This window comes from Phyllobacterium sp. T2-21, from assembly GCF_055378485.1.
Map to the genome: position 1 here is coordinate 2,664,572 of NZ_AP027912.1, position 17,358 is coordinate 2,681,929.

Annotated in this window: 17 protein-coding genes; 2 read left to right on the forward strand and 15 right to left on the reverse strand. The window is 59.2% G+C overall.

What is annotated here, in order from left to right:
* Positions 1–80: 80 nt before the first annotated feature.
* From ACZ5FP_RS13405 to ACZ5FP_RS13460, 12 genes are all read right to left on the reverse strand, one after another.
* Entirely contained in the window at positions 81–734 is a 654-nt protein-coding gene (locus ACZ5FP_RS13405) for a protein-L-isoaspartate(D-aspartate) O-methyltransferase (RefSeq protein WP_223613165.1), read from the reverse strand.
* Positions 731–1,489, reverse strand: a complete 759-nt coding sequence (surE, locus tag ACZ5FP_RS13410; protein ID WP_464660674.1) for a 5'/3'-nucleotidase SurE — start codon at positions 1,487–1,489, stop codon at positions 731–733. Before surE ends, ACZ5FP_RS13405 begins: the two co-directional genes overlap by 4 nt.
* A 9-nt stretch (positions 1,490–1,498) precedes the next feature.
* The gene (serS, locus tag ACZ5FP_RS13415) at positions 1,499–2,782 is read right to left on the reverse strand and encodes a serine--tRNA ligase (protein ID WP_223613163.1); all 1,284 of its coding nucleotides are present in this window, start codon (positions 2,780–2,782) and stop codon (positions 1,499–1,501) included.
* Between the two features lie 69 nt (positions 2,783–2,851).
* Positions 2,852–3,682, reverse strand: a complete 831-nt coding sequence (tatC, locus tag ACZ5FP_RS13420) for a twin-arginine translocase subunit TatC (RefSeq protein WP_403175326.1) — start codon at positions 3,680–3,682, stop codon at positions 2,852–2,854.
* Positions 3,679–4,329, reverse strand: a complete 651-nt coding sequence (tatB, locus tag ACZ5FP_RS13425; protein ID WP_464660677.1) for a Sec-independent protein translocase protein TatB — start codon at positions 4,327–4,329, stop codon at positions 3,679–3,681. Before tatB ends, tatC begins: the two co-directional genes overlap by 4 nt.
* A 64-nt stretch (positions 4,330–4,393) precedes the next feature.
* Positions 4,394–4,615, reverse strand: a complete 222-nt coding sequence (locus ACZ5FP_RS13430; protein ID WP_223613161.1) for a twin-arginine translocase TatA/TatE family subunit — start codon at positions 4,613–4,615, stop codon at positions 4,394–4,396.
* A gap of 190 nt (positions 4,616–4,805) precedes the next feature.
* Positions 4,806–5,537, reverse strand: a complete 732-nt coding sequence (gene scpB, locus ACZ5FP_RS13435; RefSeq protein WP_464660679.1) for an SMC-Scp complex subunit ScpB — start codon at positions 5,535–5,537, stop codon at positions 4,806–4,808.
* On the reverse strand, positions 5,530–6,360 hold the full coding sequence (locus tag ACZ5FP_RS13440) for a segregation and condensation protein A (RefSeq protein ID WP_223613491.1): 831 nt from the start codon (positions 6,358–6,360) through the stop codon (positions 5,530–5,532). The genes scpB and ACZ5FP_RS13440 overlap by 8 nt, the downstream gene beginning before the upstream one ends.
* Positions 6,361–6,418: 58 nt before the next feature.
* Entirely contained in the window at positions 6,419–7,438 is a 1,020-nt protein-coding gene (gene nagZ, locus ACZ5FP_RS13445; protein ID WP_464660680.1) for a beta-N-acetylhexosaminidase, read from the reverse strand.
* A gap of 75 nt (positions 7,439–7,513) precedes the next feature.
* Positions 7,514–10,120 (reverse strand): SPOR domain-containing protein, encoded by a 2,607-nt coding sequence (locus ACZ5FP_RS13450; RefSeq protein WP_464660682.1) that lies wholly within the window; start codon positions 10,118–10,120, stop codon positions 7,514–7,516.
* 99 nt (positions 10,121–10,219) lie between these two features.
* Complete coding sequence (argS, locus tag ACZ5FP_RS13455) at positions 10,220–11,977, reverse strand: arginine--tRNA ligase (RefSeq protein ID WP_464660684.1); 1,758 nt, start codon at positions 11,975–11,977, stop codon at positions 10,220–10,222.
* Between the two features lie 63 nt (positions 11,978–12,040).
* Complete coding sequence (locus ACZ5FP_RS13460; RefSeq protein ID WP_464660686.1) at positions 12,041–13,249, reverse strand: deoxyguanosinetriphosphate triphosphohydrolase; 1,209 nt, start codon at positions 13,247–13,249, stop codon at positions 12,041–12,043.
* A 159-nt stretch (positions 13,250–13,408) separates the two neighbouring features.
* On the opposite strand from ACZ5FP_RS13460, the gene erpA reads away from it, so the two are divergent.
* Together erpA and xth are read left to right on the forward strand one after the other, a co-directional pair.
* Entirely contained in the window at positions 13,409–13,744 is a 336-nt protein-coding gene (erpA, locus tag ACZ5FP_RS13465; RefSeq protein WP_162800193.1) for an iron-sulfur cluster insertion protein ErpA, read from the forward strand.
* A 50-nt stretch (positions 13,745–13,794) separates the two neighbouring features.
* A complete protein-coding gene (xth, locus tag ACZ5FP_RS13470; RefSeq protein WP_464660688.1) occupies positions 13,795–14,574 on the forward strand; it encodes an exodeoxyribonuclease III in 780 nt (259 codons plus the stop codon).
* Between the two features lie 48 nt (positions 14,575–14,622).
* Here xth and ACZ5FP_RS13475 read toward each other — a convergent pair whose 3' ends face one another.
* From ACZ5FP_RS13475 to ACZ5FP_RS13485, 3 genes are all read right to left on the reverse strand, one after another.
* Positions 14,623–15,417, reverse strand: coding sequence for a tetratricopeptide repeat protein (locus ACZ5FP_RS13475; RefSeq protein WP_105732580.1), 795 nt, complete (start codon positions 15,415–15,417; stop codon positions 14,623–14,625).
* Complete coding sequence (locus ACZ5FP_RS13480; RefSeq protein ID WP_464660691.1) at positions 15,404–15,793, reverse strand: hypothetical protein; 390 nt, start codon at positions 15,791–15,793, stop codon at positions 15,404–15,406. The genes ACZ5FP_RS13475 and ACZ5FP_RS13480 overlap by 14 nt, the downstream gene beginning before the upstream one ends.
* A 234-nt stretch (positions 15,794–16,027) precedes the next feature.
* On the reverse strand, positions 16,028–17,296 hold the full coding sequence (locus ACZ5FP_RS13485; protein WP_464660693.1) for an OmpP1/FadL family transporter: 1,269 nt from the start codon (positions 17,294–17,296) through the stop codon (positions 16,028–16,030).
* Between the last annotated feature and the right edge of the window lie 62 nt (positions 17,297–17,358).

A 17,358-nucleotide genomic window follows, 5' to 3' on the forward strand; every position in this document is an offset into this window, starting at 1 on the left:
CGTTAAAACGAGCAGAAAATTTGTAAAAGATTCACCAAACCCGTAAAGGGTTGCGCCTGTCCTGCGGCAGAACGTCCGTGTCAAAGGGCTGTGGCAACACCGTCAAGCAGCGGCAAAAAGCGCGCGGGCATCATATCCTCGCGCTCGAAACGGCTCCCGATCTTCGACAGGCGCGACACCACCTGCTTGCCGTCAACCGGACCGATCGGCGCAATCATCACGCCATTGGACGACAGAAGCTCGACGAACTGGCGGGGCATGCTTTCAAAAGCCGCCCAGACGACAATGCGGTCAAACGGCCCGTCATGGGTCAGGCCAAGCTTGCCATCGGCATGTTTGATGAAGATATTTTCGATCTTCAATGTCTGGTGGCGCTGCTGCGCAAGTTCAACCAGAGTACGATAGCGCTCGATGGACAGGACCCGGCCGGCCAGCCGGGCCATGATGGCAGCGGTAAAGCCGGTGCCCGTGCCGATTTCCAGAACCCGGTGCGCCGGCTCAAGATCGAGGGCCTTGATCAGGCGCGCCTGCAGGTCCAGCCCTTCCATGAACTCACCGCATTCGATCGGCAGCATCCGGTCGCCATAGGCCAGCGTTCCCAGATTGCCGGAAACAAAGGCCATGCGGGACGTCGCCTCAAAAGCCGTCATGAGCCGCTGGTCCGTCATTCCCAAAGACCGCATCCGCAGGACGAAGGCGGCAAAGCCCTCCCGTTCTGAAAGCGCAGGCTTCATGCGAACGCATCCTCCAAGGTCTGGCGCATCTCGTGCGCTGTCAGATCGAGTTGAAGCGGCGTCACGGAGATGTAGTTTTTGCGGATGGCGGCAACATCGCTGTTTTCCGCCGGCTCATCCTTGCCGCGGCCGTAGCGCAGCCAGTAATATGGCAGGCCGCGTCCATCCTGCCGCTCTTCAATGGTCAATCCATGGGAAAGCTTGCCCTGCGCCGTGACGCGGACACCGGCCAGTTCCCCGCCGCTGCAGCTCGGGAAATTCACATTGAGAAGCACGCCCTTGGCCAGCGTGATGCCCAGAAGCTTTTTCAGGAGAGCCGGTGCGCGCTGTTCGACGATGTCCCATGGCAGGACGCGTGTCCCGCCATCGAGATTGTATTCCTGCGACAGGGCAATGGAGTTGATGCCAAGGAGCGTGCCTTCGATGGCTGCGGCAATGGTGCCGGAATAGGTGACATCATCGGCGGTATTCGAGCCGGAATTGACACCCGACAGGATCAGGTCGGGCGGCTCGGGCATCAGATGCTTGACGCCCATGATCACGCAGTCCGTCGGCGTACCGCGAACGGCGTAGTGCCGGTCATCGATCTCGCGCAGCCGCAGCGGTGTGGACAGCGTCAGCGAATGGGCCAGACCGCTTTGGTCGGTTTCGGGCGCGATCACCCAGACATCGTCGGAAAGCTGGCGGGCGATACGTTCCAGAACAGCCAGACCTTCCGCATGAATACCATCATCGTTGGTCAGCAGAATGCGCATCGCCCTCTCCTATGCAGCTTTTTCGATTCGTTTCAGTCCACCCATGTAAGGCACAAGTGCTTCAGGAACTGTGACACTGCCGTCCTCGTTCTGATAATTTTCGACGACAGCAATCAGGGCACGCCCGACTGCGGTACCGGAACCGTTGAGCGTGTGGACGAAACGTGTCGATTTCTCCCCTTCCGGCCGGTAGCGCGCATTCATGCGGCGTGCCTGGAAATCGCCGCAGACGGAGCAGCTGGAGATTTCGCGATAGGCCTTCTGGCCGGGAAGCCAGACTTCCAGATCGTAGGTCTTCTGCGCGCCAAAGCCCATGTCGCCCGTGCACAGCGTCATCGTGCGGAACGACAGGTCGAGGCGCTTCAGCACTTCCTCGGCGCAGGCAGTCATGCGCTCGTGCTCGGCAATGGAGCTCTCGGCATCGGTCACCGACACAAGCTCGACCTTCATGAACTGGTGCTGGCGCAGCATGCCGCGCGTGTCGCGGCCGGCCGAACCGGCCTCGGAGCGGAAGCAGGCTGTCAGCGCCGTCATCCGGATCGGCAGATCGCGAATGTCGAGGATTTCTTCGCGCACGAGGTTGGTCAGCGGCACTTCGGCCGTTGGAATGAGATAGCGGCCATCGGTTGTCTTGAAGAGATCCTCTTCGAACTTCGGCAGCTGGCCGGTGCCGTAAAGCACGTCCGCATTGACCAGAAGCGGCGGATTGACCTCGGTATAGCCATGCTCGGTTGTGTGCAGATCGATCATGAACTGACCAAGCGCACGCTCCAGCCGTGCCAGCTGGCTCTTCAGAACGGTAAACCGGCTGCCGGACAGCTTTGCTGCACGCTCGAAATCCATGTAGCCAAGGTTTTCGCCGATCTCGAAATGCTCCTTGGGTTCAAAGGAGAAGTTCTTGAGATGACCGACGCGGCGCGTTTCGACGTTGCCGCCCTCGTCCTTGCCGACCGGGACACTGTCGAGGGGAAGATTGGGAAGCACGGCCAGCGCATCGTTCAACGCACGGTCAAGCTGACGCTCTTCTTCTTCAGCACTCTGCAGGAAGACCTTGATTTCGGCGACTTCGGCCTTCAGACGGTCGGCCGTGGCCTGGTCCTTGGCGCCCATGGCCTTGCCGATCTCCTTGGAGGCGGCGTTGCGGCGTTCCTGCGCGTCCTGCAATTTGGCAATATGCTGACGGCGCTTCTCGTCCAGCTCGATCAGGCGGGACGACTGCGGCTCGACGCTCCGTTTCGCCAAAGCTGCGTCAAGCGCCTGAGGATTCTCGCGGATCCATTTGATGTCGAGCATGGTAATAAAGCCGTCTTGAAGTGTTCGTTGGATTGAGGACGTGATTGTCCGGCGAAAGCTGGAGCTGCGTCAGGACGAGATATCGCTATCGCTGGACCCTGATTGTGCTTCGGCTTCAGCTGCCTCACGCTTTTTCTCGATCAGACGCGCCATCCAGATGGAAACCTCGTAGAGAAGGATCGTCGGGAGTGCAAGACCGATTTGGCTGAGGGGGTCCGGCGGTGTGATCACCGCCGCGACGATAAAGGCAATGACGATGGCGTATTTGCGCTTCGAGCGCAGGCCTTCATAGCTGACAAGCCCAACCCGCGCGAGCAGCGATGTCACCACCGGCAACTGGAACACCAGGCCAAACGCGAAAATCAGCGTCATGATCAGGCTCAGATATTCCGAAACCTTGGGCAGAAGCGAAATCTGCACTTCGCCAGCGCCGCCGGTCTGCTGCATGGCAAGGAAGAACCACATCACCATCGGGGTGAAAAAGAAGAACACCAGTGCTCCGCCCATCAGGAACAGCACCGGCGACGCGATCAGGAACGGCAGAAATGCCATCCGTTCATTCTTGTACAGACCCGGCGCGACAAATTTGTAAATCTGCGAGGCAATGACGGGAAAGGCCAGAACAATGCCGCCGAACATGGCGATCTTGACCTGCGTGAAGAAAAACTCCTGCGGCGCCGTATAGATCAATTGCGCCTTTGCCGGATCAAAGCCGGCCCAGGACACGGCCCACTGATACGGGATGACCAGAACATTGAACAACTGCCGGCCAAAATGGAAGCAAACCAGGAAAGCCACGAAAAACGCCACCAATGCCCAGATCAGCCGGCGGCGCAATTCGATGAGGTGTTCGATCAGCGGGGCCGAGCTCTTATCAATGTCGTCGTCGGTCTTGCTCAAGATTTTGTCCCCGTATCGCCAGCTTTGGCCTTGGCGCGCGGCTTGGCCGTTCTTTTTGCTGGTGCAGTCTGTGCAGGCGTTTCTGCCGGTGTTTTGGCGGCAGATGGCTTGGCCGCAACTTTGGCAGGCGCAGCGGCCTTGGCCGTTGCCTTGGCTGGTGCAGCCTTCCCGGATACAGCGGCGGAAGCCTGTGTCTCAGCCGCAGCCTTGGGCTTGCTGGCCCGGCGGGTTTTCTTTGGCGCTGCGGCCGTCATCAGCGGAGCGACGGGCTCCATCGTCTGCGGCTGCAGCTGCGTCGCGCCGGGAGCGGAGGGATCGGGTACGGCAATGTTGTCTTTGCCGGCCGTACCGCCATCCTTCAGGCTTGAGCGGATTTCTTCGCCAATCGTGCGGACGGGATCGAAAACCTTGCGGATATCGTTGCGCGGATCGAGGCTTTTGGCATCGTTGATGATATCGCGCACGTCATCGAGCTCGGCCTCTTTGAGGGCTTCATCGAATTGACGCCGGAATTCACCTGCAGTCGCGCGAAATTTGGCCGTCGCCTTGCCAAAGGCGCGCAGCATTTTCGGCAAATCTTTTGGCCCGACCACCACGATCACAACGATCACGATCACCAGGATTTCCGACCAACCAACATCAAACATTCATCATGCTCCGGCCGCAGCGAGACAGCAAAGCCCCGCGCAGGAAAAAACTAAATCAAGCCGCTCAGGACTTCGTTGTCTTTTCCTTGACGGAATTTACCGGCTGGTTCGGCTGATTATCGATCGTCTTGGAATTGTCAGCCGCATCATCATCGGCCATGCCGCTCTTGAAGTTCTTGATACCCTTGGCAACGTCGCCCATCAGTTCGGGAATCTTGCCGCGACCAAAAACCAGAAGCACGATCGCCAATACGATCAGCCAGTGCCAGATTGAAAAACTACCCATTTTACCCTCGCATTCGCTCAACAGTTTGAGCTCATCTATGCCTTTTCCCCGTGCTTTTCAAACACAAGTGCATATTGTTGTTTCACATTCATGTAAGTTCGGCGCAAGTGCGAATTGAAATCTTCAGCACGAATTTTCCGAACCGGCATCGTCTGCGCCACCATTGCGCACAAATATGGCAAATAAAAATTCAATCGTGTTCTACACGCGGCGTCAGAAGTCCAAGTTCTTCCAGATCGATATCGGTCAACGGATCTTCGTCTTCGGTCAATTCATCGGGATCATTGACCGGGATGGGAATGGCGAAATTGGCGGGCATGCGCGCGGACAACAGTCCAGCGCCGCGCAGTTCGTCGATCCCCGGCAGATCGCGCACTTCCTGCAGGCCGAAATGATCGAGGAACGAGGATGTCGTGCCATAGGTGATCGGCCGCCCCGGCGTGCGCCGGCGCCCGCGGAACTTGATCCAGCCCGTCTCCATCAGCACATCCAGCGTGCCCTTTGACGTCTCCACGCCACGAATATCTTCAAGCTCCGCCCGCGTCACCGGCTGGTGATAGGCAATCACGGCGAGCACTTCGAGTGCGGCGCGCGAAAGCTTCTTCTGCTGCACCGCCTCGCGGTTCATCAGGAAGGCAAGATCGGCTGCGGTGCGGAAGGCCCATGCGCCGCCAACCTGCAGGAGATTGATGCCGCGCTTGGAATACACCGACTGCAACTCGCCAAGCAGCGCCGGAACGTCGATCCCGGACGGCAGCCGCTCTTCCAGCGCCCTCACCGTTACCGGCTCGGCGGAGGCAAACAGGATGGCCTCGGCCATGCGCAACGCATCGGCTACGGAGATCGTCGATTTCCAGTCCGCCTCGCGGTTGTCGCTTTCATCGTTGTCGGGCTGGATATGCAGAGGTCCGGTTTCAGCCATTGACCACGTCCCTCATCGTTGTCAGCGGCGGCTGATCCGTCTTTTCGGCCGGCCTCGGCGGACGATCCCGCAGGAAAATCGGCTTGAACGCGCCGGTCTGCTGGATTTCCATATGCCCTTCCCGCACCATTTCAAGGCTGGCGGCAAAGGAGCTGGCAAGCACGGTGGCACGCTCGCTGGGCGAGGCTATGAAGTCGAGGAGGTATTGATCCAGTGCGGTCCAGTCTTTCATCTCGCCGACAAGGCGCATGAGAATGGTACGCGCTTCCTTCAGTGACCAGACGCTGCGGCGGGCGATCTGCACATGGGAAATCGCCTGCTTCTGCCGTTGCGAGGCATAGGCGGTCAGGAGTTCGTACAGCGTTGCCGAATAGATGTTGGTCTGATCGACAATGACGGCTTCGGGCATGCCGCGGGCAAAGACATCGCGGCCAAGGCGATTGCGGTTGACCAGCTTCGTGGCCGCATCGCGCATGGCTTCCAGCCGCTTCAGGCGGAATTGCAGCGTCGCCGCCAGCTCCTCGCCGCTCTCGCCTTCGTCGCCGGGGGTCTTCGGGATCAGCAGCTTGGACTTGAGGTAGGTCAGCCAGGCCGCCATGACCAGATAGTCGGCGGCAAGCTCCAGCCGCAGCGCTTGAGCCTGGCGGATGAAGATCAGATACTGCTCGACAAGGGCAAGCACGGAAATGCGGGCCAGATCGACCCGCTGGTTGCGCGCCAGATGCAGAAGCAGATCGAGCGGGCCTTCAAAACCCTTGATGTCGATCAGAAGCGATGGCTCGCTGACACCACGATCGGATGCACTTTCCCACAGCGCCTCCATGGGTGCCGTGGTCTTGCCATTCGTTTTCTGTTCCGTCGCCGTCAACTCTCTCTCGCTTCTATGCCACCGCTTCGAAGAAACGCTGGAATTCTTCCCGGATTTCCGCTTCATCCGAAGCATCCGGCTTTCTCGCATATTGGATCGCCCGCTGTGCCCGCTCCAGCGCCTTGCCGCTCAGTTCGGGTGTGCAGGAAGCAACCGCCGTCATCTGTTCCATAATGCCGTGACAGTGAAGCACGATATCGAGGCCCGCCGCAAAGATTGCTTTGGTCCGGTCAAAATAATCCCCAGAAAGTGCGTTCATCGACACGTCATCGCTCATCAGCAGCCCGTCAAAGCCGATATGGCCGCGAATGATCTCTTCCACAACCTTGCCGGATGTCGTTGCCGGATGCTTCGGGTCGATGGCCGAGAAGATGACATGGGCGCTCATCGCCATGGGCAGATGCGCCAGAGCCCGGAACGGGGCAAAGTCGTGTTCCGCCAATTCGTCGAGCGGCGTTGTCACGGTCGGCAATTCGTGATGGGTGTCGGCAAATGCGCGGCCATGGCCGGGAATGTGCTTCATCACAGGCAGCATGCCGCCCGCCAGAAGGCCTTCCGCCGCAGCCCTGCCCATCGCCGTGACGATTTCCGGATGCTTGCCGTAGGCCCGGCTGCCGATGACCTCGTTGGCGCCCTCAACCGGAACATCGAGAACCGGAAGACAATCGACATTGACGCCGAGTTTCATGAGATCGAACGCGTGAAGGCGCGAAAGCAGCCAGGCCGCGCGCAATCCCGCCTCCTCGTCCTGCTTGAACAGGGCACCCAGCGCCGATCCGGCGGGATAATTGGGCGCCAGCGGCGGTCGCAGACGCTGCACCCGCCCGCCTTCCTGATCGATCAGCACCGGGGCTTCGTCACGCCGCACCAGATCACGCAGATGCCCGGTCAGATCCTCGACCTGTGCCGCTTCGCTGACATTGCGGGCAAACAAGATAAAACCCCACGGGCGTTCATCGCGGAAGAACGCGATTTCGTCGGGGGTCAGTTTCAGACCGGACGTGCCGGCAATCCATGCTTTTGATTCGCTCATGGGTAAAGTCTACTGCGGTGATGCAAAAAAGGAAAAGGCGGCCATTGGCCGCCTTTGTCTGGTTATGTGGCGGGCTTACTGCGTCACGAAGCAGCTGCCGCCCGCCGACTTGAACTTGGTGCACAGATTGACGGCAGCGTCCTTTGTACCGGCCGGGATACGAACGCGGTAGAATGTGCCCTTGCCGGCAATCTCGGCCTGCTTGATATCGACACCGCGACCGGCGATCACGCCGGGATAGCGCTGGGCGAGCGAAGCATAGGTCTTCTGCGCGCCTTCCGCCGTCGGCTGCGAAGCAACCTGGATCAGATAAGTGCCCGGTGCCACGGCAGAAGCAACCTGCTGCTGCGGCTGACCGGCCGGCTTTTGCGGCGCGACGCGATCAACAACGTTCAAGGGCTGATCGGCCGGACGGGAGTCGACAATCGGGACATTCTTCGGCGCAACGGAAGCAACCGTCTCTGCCGTGATCTTCTTCGTCTCGACCGCCTTGGCCGGCAGCTTGCCGGTTGCCGGAGCCTGCGGCTTGGCAACCAGGGGCTCAACCGCCGGTTTTGGCGTTGCAGGATTGCTGGCCGCCGCAAGCGAGCCGATCTGATCGTTGCCGTCGGGCATCGCGCTGACCGGTGCCGGGGCCGCCGGTGCCGGACGCGCCATGGGCGCGGCGGCAGGACCCGAAGCGACGGGATCGGCAGCCTGCGGAATGGCGGCTACCATGGTACCATCGGGCTTCACGACCATAGTCTGAACCTTGCGCGGTGCGATGGCGCCATTCGGCTGGGCCTGCTCCTCGCTCGAAGCCATGTTCGCAGCGGCGGGATCGACCCTCTCCTCTGCCTTGGTTCCGGCAATATCCTCATCCGTATCGGCGGTCAGATCGACCGGTTTTTCCTGGGTCGTGACAAGCTGCTGCTGTTTTGGCGGCGATGTATCCGCCGTCGCACCCTTTTCATAAACGATCTTGTCCTGGACAGGCGCTGTCGTGTTCGCCGTGCTTTCCGGCTGAACCTTGATCGGGCTCTTGTCGGCCATGATCACCACAGGCTCGCCACCCGATCCGCTGGTCCATTTATAGGCAACGGCACCGGAAACGGCGAGAAGAACGGCTGCCGCTACGGCACCCGGCACAACGAAGCTGCGTTTGCGGCTCATCGGCTGGGCATAGGTCGTTGCAGCCATGCCGACATCGTCGCGTTTTGGATCGTAGCCAAAATCCATATCGTCTTCAGGACCGTTGCTGTAGCTGCTGGCAACCGGGCGGGACTGATGCGCGCTGGCAGCAGCCACTCCGACAGCCGCCGCTGCGGCGACACCGGCTCCCGCAGCCGCATAGTTTGCCGGGGTATAATGTCCCTGCTCAGCCTCATTGCCGAAGACATCGGCAAAAATATCGGCATATTCATCCTTCGCGGCCGGCGCCGGCTGCTGCGGCTCCTCCTGCGGTGCCGTATAGGCCGCACGGGTATCATCCGCCTCGATCGAGCCGAAGACTTCAGCAAACTCGGTTTCAAGCTCGCCCAGGCCATTGTGCTGGGGAACATCGTCTTCGTAGTGCACTTCAGGCAGATCAAGCGACTCCGTGTACTCGACCCGGTTCTCGGTGACCGCCACGGTGTGAACATCGGGCGCAGAAGAGATTGACGAGGCCGCGCGATCCAGCTCATCCGCATAGCCGCTCAAATCCTGCGGCTCCGGCAGATGGTGGGTTTCAGCGGCAGCCAAGAGCGCAACGGGAGCAAGTTCCGGCTCGCGAACGGCCGCATAGGAATGCACGGGGCTCTGGTAACGGGGCAGCTCTGCGTCCAGCGCGTGCGCCGGAACAGCTTCGTCTTCCACATCCAGCGGCACTTCGAAATCGTCGAAGGCGGCCATCAGTTCTTCCGTGTCGAAATCCTCAAGCGGATCGCCCTGGGCCGCTGCGGCTTCTTCGTGCACAGGAACCGGCGCGTAGGCAGCCGATGCCAGAACAGGCGCGGCCTGATAGGCGGCAGGTTCCGGCGCATAGGCCGGCTTCGCCTCGGCAACCGGCTGGGTGACGGACGGCGCATAGGAGGTTGCGCGGCTGATAATGGGAGCAGCTTCCGTACGGCCGATGACCGGCGCTTGCGAACCATACCCCCAGGAAGCGTTTGCCGAGCGCTGAACCACAGGCTTCGCCGCACCGGCAAGAAGCGTCTCAAGTTCATCTTCAAGGCTTAAGGACGGCGCCGCAACGACAGCGCGTTCCGGTTGCGCCGGTTCGGGTACAAAGCTGACAGGCTCGTGCCCATCGCGCCCCTCGCCCGTTTCGCCGTCGGCATAAACGGCGTCCGGCTCGTAATCGGCGTAGTCAGGTTCCTCATAGATCGCGACGGGCTCGACTGCGGCATGCGCATAATCCGCATTCGACATCAATTCCCGTTCCACCGCATCCTGAATATCGAAGTGAGCAAACCGATCCGGCTCAGCATGACTGTGCACGGGCTCCGGGGCTGCCGCCGGGGCGGCACGCTGAGGATGCTCCTCAAAATCGCCCATGAGCTCGCGCTCCAGATCCATAGCAAGATCCTCGCCCGATCCGGTTGCCGTGTGTTCCTCTTCGACAGGCGTTCCCATGATACGGGAAAGCTCCATCAGAGGGTCGTCATTACCGAATCGCGAATCATCCTGCCGGTGAGAACGCTGAAGATAGTTGTCCGCCATGGCGTTAATCCTGTACTCTCAACTATGGACGTCAAAAGACGTCACGCATTGGCCATACCAGCGCAATGTGGGCAAAAGTTGACAGGATTTCCGCGCCTTTCAGCGCATTTCGGTTGGGGCGTCCGCACCAATGATAGACAATCCGGACGCCAAAACCTTAGAAACAACCTGCACCAGCCCTAGCCTGGCTTGGGACAAGTTTGGATCGTTAACCTTAATAAAACGTAAGTCCGCGTTTTCGGTTCCCTTATTCCACTGCGCGTGCAGCGAACTTGCCAGGTCATAAAGGTAGAAAGCAAGGCGGTGCGGCTCCTGATGGACGGCCGCCGTTTCAATCAAACGTGGATATTCGGCGAGCTTGCGGATGAGCGCAATTTCGCTTTCGTCCGTCAGCAAACCGAAGTGCCGGGCACTGGCCGCCAGTGATTCTTCACCCAGCCCAAGCTGTTCGATCGCCTGCCGGAACACGGAATGGCACCGCGCGGAGGCATACTGGACGTAGAAGACCGGATTGTCCTTGGAATGTTCGGTGACCTTGGCAAAGTCGAAATCCAGCGGCGCGTCATTCTTCCGGTACAGCATCATGAACCGCACGGGATCGCGCCCGACTTCTTCCACCACATCGCGCAGGGTAACGAACTCGCCCGAGCGTTTCGACATGCGCACCGGCTCGCCATTGCGATAGAGCTTGACGAGCTGGCAGATGAGAACCGTCAGCTTGGCCATACCGCCGGAAACAGCGCGTGCCAGCGATTCAAGCCGCTTGACGTACCCGCCATGATCGGCCCCGAGCACATAGATCATCTCATCGAAGTGCCGGTCGTACTTGTCCTTGAAATAGGCAACGTCGGCGGCAAAATAGGTGAACTGCCCGTCGGACTTCACCAAAGGCCGGTCAATATCGTCACCCACATCGGTCGAACGGAACAGGGTCTGCTCGCGATCTTCCCAGTCCTCCGGCAGCTGGCCCTTGGGCGGCGGCAGCTTGCCCTTGTACACGTGCCCCTTCAGCGTCAGGTCGTTGATTGCCGACCTGATCTGCTTGGCGTTGTCCGCATGCAGCGTCCGCTCGGAGAAAAACACATCGTGATGCACGTTGAGCGACGCAAGATCGTCGCGGATCATCACCATCATGGCATCGATGGTCCGGTCCTTGATGATCGCGGTCGCTTCTTCTTCCGGCATTGCCAGAAGTTTCGTGCCGTAATCGGCGGCAAGCGCCTGCCCGACCGGAACAAGATAGTCGCCGGGATAAAGGCCAGCCGGAATCTCGCCGATATGCTCACCCAGCGCTTCGCGGTAACGCAGCATCACCGAATTGGCGAGCACATCGATCTGCGCGCCCGCATCGTTGATGTAATATTCCTTGGTCACATCGTAACCAGCGAAGGACAGGAGATTGGCCAAGGCATCGCCGACAACGGCGCCCCGGCAATGCCCCACATGCATCGGCCCGGTCGGATTGGCTGAAACGAACTCGACATTGACCCTGTGGCCATAGCCCAGCTTCGACCGGCCATAGTCGAGACCGGCGCCCAGCATGCCGGCCAGTTGCCCGTGCCAGTACGTATCCTTCAAGCGCAGGTTGATAAAACCCGGTCCGGCAACGTCAACAGAGCCGACATCCGGGTCATTTTTCAGCGCGTCGCCGATCCGGATCGCCAGTTCGCGCGGGTTTTGGCCAACGGCTTTCGACAGAACCATCGCTGCATTCGTTGCGATATCACCGTGGCTCGGATCGCGCGGCGGCTCAACGCCAACGCGGGACAGATCCACATCGGCGCCATCAATGGTTTTCAATTCAAGCGCTTGCAGGGCTTTTTTAATCCGCGCATCGAAATCGGCGAAGATGTTCATGACGTTATACTCGATCGGGTTTTTCACGTTGGTGCGGTCGTGTGACCGCGATTGGCCCTTCGCTTAAGCCAATTCGGGCGTATGGTCAAACAAGCGGCGATGCTCGCGCACAGCATAAGTGTCGGTCATGCCCGCCAGGAAATCCGCCACAAGCCGTGCGCGCGCCGCCAAACCGTCGTGTTTCGGCCCCTCGCGCCAGCCTTCCGGCATGGTCTGCTCGTCGGCCATATAGGCATCGAACAAATCGCGCACGATCTGGTCGGCGGACTTTCTGATGCGGATGACGCTCTCGTGGAAATAGAGATTCTTGTAAAGGAATGATTTCAGCAGTTTTTCCTTGTCGCGCATGGCAGCGGAAAACCCGATCAGCATGCGTCCGGCATTGTGAATATCGTCCACGCATTGCGGTTGCAGCGCTTCGATATTCGTTTGGGCCGTGCGGATAACGTCTTCGACCATGATGGTGATCTGCCGCCGCACGATTTCGTGCGATGTACGGACGTCGTCGAGAACTGGATATTTCTGCCGCACTGCGCGCAGGATGTCGCCGGTCAGCGGAACCTCCTCCAATGCCTCCAGCGACAGCAGGCCTGAACGCAGGCCATCGTCTATATCATGCGCGTTATAGGCGATATCATCGGCAATTGCCGCGCACTGCGCCTCCAGCGAGGCATAACGGCTGAGTTCGAGGTCATATTGGCTGTTATACTCGACAATGGCGGCAGGCACGGGGTGCTTCAGTCCCTGGCCATCTGCTCCCGTCAGCGGACCGTTGTGCTTCACCAGCCCTTCAAGCGTCTCCCAGGTCAGGTTCAGCCCGTCAAACTCCGCATAGCGCCTTTCAAGGCTGGTCACGATACGCAATGACTGGGCATTGTGGTCGAACCCGCCAAACGCCTTCATTTTTTCGTTGAGCGCATCTTCGCCCGTATGGCCGAACGGCGTGTGACCGAAGTCATGCACAAGGGCAATCGCCTCGGCCAGATCTTCATCGAGCCGCATCGACCGTGCCAATGCCCGGGCAATCTGCGCCACTTCGATCGTGTGGGTCAGCCGGGTGCGGTAGTGGTCCCCCTCATGGGCGATGAACACCTGCGTCTTGTGCTTCAGGCGCCGAAAGGCGGTGGAATGGATGATACGGTCGCGATCACGCTGGAAAACCGTGCGCGTCGGACTCTCGTTTTCCGGTACGAGGCGACCGCGACTGCGTTGCGGATCGCAGGCATAGGGCGCCCTCTCCCTGTATCCGAAGCCAATTCCCTGCATCGACATGATTGAATTGAATGCCTTCCCACTTTGCGGCCGCGCCGGTCGTTGACTTCGCGGTCGCCAATTCTTAGCTATGGTGTATGATGAATGGCAAGGTGTGACATGGCAATGTCAACTTAAGCCGGAGCGCTGCGAACTGGTTCGCATTTGGAGCGTGAAGAAATGAGCGATGCAATGAATGTTTCCGTATCCGATGCTGCTGCCAAGCGCATTTCGGCAATTCTGAAGTCCGATCCCGAGAAGACCGCCCTGCGCATTTCCGTCGAAGGCGGCGGCTGCTCGGGCTTTTCCTACAAATATGATCTGGTCGATGCGCAGGACGCCGATGACATCGTCATCGAGAAACTCGGCGCAAAGGTGCTGATCGATTCGATATCCCTGCCCTATATCGGCGGCTCCGAAATCGACTTTGTCGACGACCTGATGGGACAGTCTTTCCAGATCCGCAATCCCAACGCCACCTCGTCCTGCGGCTGCGGAACCAGTTTTTCCGTCTGACCGGCGTTTCAGATTTCGCGCAATCAAAACTCAGCAAAGTCGTGTTTCCCATGAAAATTGTCACCTGGAACATCAATGGTGTGAAAGCGCGGATCGAAGTTCTGACAGCGTGGCTGCGGGAATCCAATCCGGACATCGTCTGCCTGCAGGAAATCAAGTCCGTCGACGAGCAGTTTCCGCGAGGTGAAATCGAAGCCCTCGGCTATCACGTCGAAACCCACGGCCAGAAGGGCTTCAATGGCGTTGCCATCCTGTCGAAGAAGAGCCCGGACGAAGTAATCCGCGGCCTGCCCGGCGAGGATACCGACGAGCAGTCGCGCTTCATCGAAGCGGTATTTTCGACGGAAACCGGCGCCATTCGCGTTGTTTCGCTGTATCTGCCCAACGGCAATCCCATCGATACGGAAAAATTCCCCTACAAGCTGCGCTGGATGGAGCGTCTGGAACGCTGGGCGGAAGACCGGCTTGCCCTGGAAGAACCGCTTGTCCTGGCAGGCGACTACAACGTCATTGCCCAGCCGAAGGACGCCAAACACCCCGAGGTATGGCTGAATGACGCGCTGTTCCAGCCGGAATCGCGCCAGGCATTGCGCCGGCTGGAAAACCTCGGCTTCACCGATGCGACCCGTGCCGTCACGGATGAGGCTGGGACATATACATTCTGGGATTATCAGGCCGGAGCCTGGCAGAAGAACAATGGCATCCGCATCGACTACCTGATGCTGTCGCCGGAGGCCGCCAACCGTCTCACCTCGGCCAGCATCGAAAAACATGTCCGCGCCTGGGAAAAGCCGTCGGATCACGTGCCTGTGGCAATCGCCTTGGCATGATTTGCGGCTGAAGGCCCTATCGGGTCAGCTCAGGCTGGCTCTTCCTGATCAGAAATCGCCGGTTTTGATGATGTCTTCGGCAAGCACGATGGCCGTCCGGCGGTCGGCCTCGTTGGCAATGGAAAACGCCTGTTCCTGAATATCGCCGATCCAGACGCGATCCTGTTTGGATGCCCGCTCGAATGCGGCTGTCATCATGGCCAGCCCGCGCACGGTCTTTCCGGCCTGGAACAGCAGGTTGCCCAGCATGGCCTGCGCACCGGCATGGCCCTTCTGGGCCGAAAGGCGGAACCATCGGGCCGCCTGATTGGGATTCGGCTGGCCGCCCTCACCCTTCATCAGCATCTTGCCGAGTTCGAACTGTGCATCGGAGTCGCCGAAATTCGAGGCGGCCTGCAGGTAGAGATCGCGCGCGGCGCTCGGATTGGACTTGATCGGTGAGTTCGGGATGCCGCGCTTCACATAACCGGCAAGGGCCACGAGCGCATCGGCAACATAACTCTCGTTCTGCGTGCCCTGTTCGGCGCCCTCATGCACGACCTGCTCGAACATCTTGTAGGCTTCGTAGTCGTCTTCCTTGACACCGTCGCCATCCGCATACATGCGGCCGAGCTTCCAGTTGGCGCCCTGATGGCCTTTCTCCGCGGCAAATCTCAATGCCTTGACGGCTTCATCCTTGTCACCCTTCTTGTAGGCGGAAAATCCGAACTTGAAGAGAGCGAAGGGGCTGGAATCCTCATTCATCTCATTGCTGGTGTCGAACGCATGGCACGGCAGCGTCATGACACTCAAAGCAAGCCCGATCCCGAAAAACGGAGCGGCGAAGCGATCAACAATGAGCATGGCAATACACTTCCTTCGCCCGGACCGGATGCGTCGCAGCCTTGCTGCGCCCGGCACCCCCTGTCAGGACTCGATTGACGGCGACACCGGCGAATACGCCGCCTGCCACCCCTTTTTGAGCGCGTATCATTTGCGCTGCGGATGTTCTTGACGATGAATGTGACGCATCATTCCAGCGATCATTTGACCGCTTTCCGGCAATAGTACGGCCAGATATCTGGGAATGGGATGTGCCTGCAAAAATGGAATCATCGGGGCAGCGCGTCAGTTCCGACATCGCATAAAGGCTGTTGGTGTAAGCCAGTAAGATCGGTTTTGCGTCCATCATTGCCCCGGGCGGAACATCGGCACCATTGCACGACATTTCTTCAACCACTTATCGGTCGCCGCCCTATCGAGGTGCTCCGGGTTTGTGGCGCAAAATGGGCAAAATTGCCCCTTGCCTCCGCCTTGCAAATCATCGCTCAGAAGTGTTGCTGAATCGTCACAAAACGTAATGGAGAAACTCTTACTTTCGGATTGCCGGCATTGCAGTGCACAATAAACCAACGTCCAAATACTGAAAAAGCCCGGTACGAATACCGGGCTTTTCTGTTCGGTCCTGGTCGGATCAGAATTTCATCTTGCCGGAAAGCGATACGGCGGTGACGAGATCGTTGCCGAAGTCATAGGTGGCATCGGCACCGCAGGCGACGTTGCCCGTGCACTTGGTCGGACCGTAAGACCCGGACTTGAGGATGCCGATGGCACCGCCCAGACGAAGTTCAACATTCTTGTTCGGCGAGTATGCGAGACCGCCGGACAGGAGGTAGGTGTCTGTCTGCGTGGTCAGGCCGGTTGTCGTGCCCTTGTCCCAGCTGACCTGCAGCTGACCGCTCCACTGATCGTTGAACTTGTGACCAACACCGCCCGTAACCGTCCAGCCGTCCTGGAACATCAGGTCGAGCGACGTTGCGCGGGCCGGAGACGATGGTCCGCAGGCAACCTTGCCCTTGGTTGCGGTGGGGCAGAACGCGATAACGTCGAGAACGCTCCAGTCGACCCACTTGACCGAGCCATAGGCCAGCCAGTTCGGTGCAATACCGGTCTGAAGCTTGAATTCGACGGACTGTGGCATTTCGGCAGTGCCATAAACGTCCGTGATCCGGCCGGAAAGCGGGTTCGCAGGCGTTTTAGGCAGCTGGGTCAGATCGAGCGTGCCGCCGATTTCACCGAGGTCAACAGCCGCATTGTACATAAGGCTGGCACGGAACGCGATTTCAGGGATTTCATAAGCGGCACCAACGCGCCAGCCGACGCCGTCCGCGCTCAGGTTCAGCCTGCCGGTGCCATCGAGCGCACCGTGTGTCAACAACGGAACAAAGCCGTTGACCATGCGTGTCTTGAAGCCTTCGAGTTCCTGATAGGAAACGCCACCGATGAAACGCAGCGAGCCCTTGTCCGTAACATGGAACTTGTAGGAGCAGGTCAGGCCCCAGTCATCCGATGAAATCTTGGTTTCAATGTTCGAGTTGTCGCCAGCCCAATTGGAACCGGGCTTGGTATGAACACCCCAAGGCTGGCTGTAGGAACCCAGGCAGTCCAGATCAGGCGTGATGCCGACCTTCGCGCCAAATTTGTAGACGGAATAGTCAGGTGTCTCGCTCGTCGAGGACTTCTTGAAGTTCTCATTTCCATCGAGAGGATTGGTGTCCTTGGCATTCTTGATCTTGCGATCAGGCATAACGTAGATCACGCCACCTTCGGTCACAAAACGCTCTTCGCTGAAAAGAAGGTCCCAGTTGTAACCGCCGCGTTCAAGGCCCCCCGCCTGTGCAGCAGTAGCAACACTTGTCAAAAGAAGCGCGCTGCCGATGATTGTGGAAATAGTCTTAGTCATTAAGTCCTCCCCGAGACCTGAAAACCTCTGAACCCGCGATCAAAGTCCAGCAAAATTGTTAC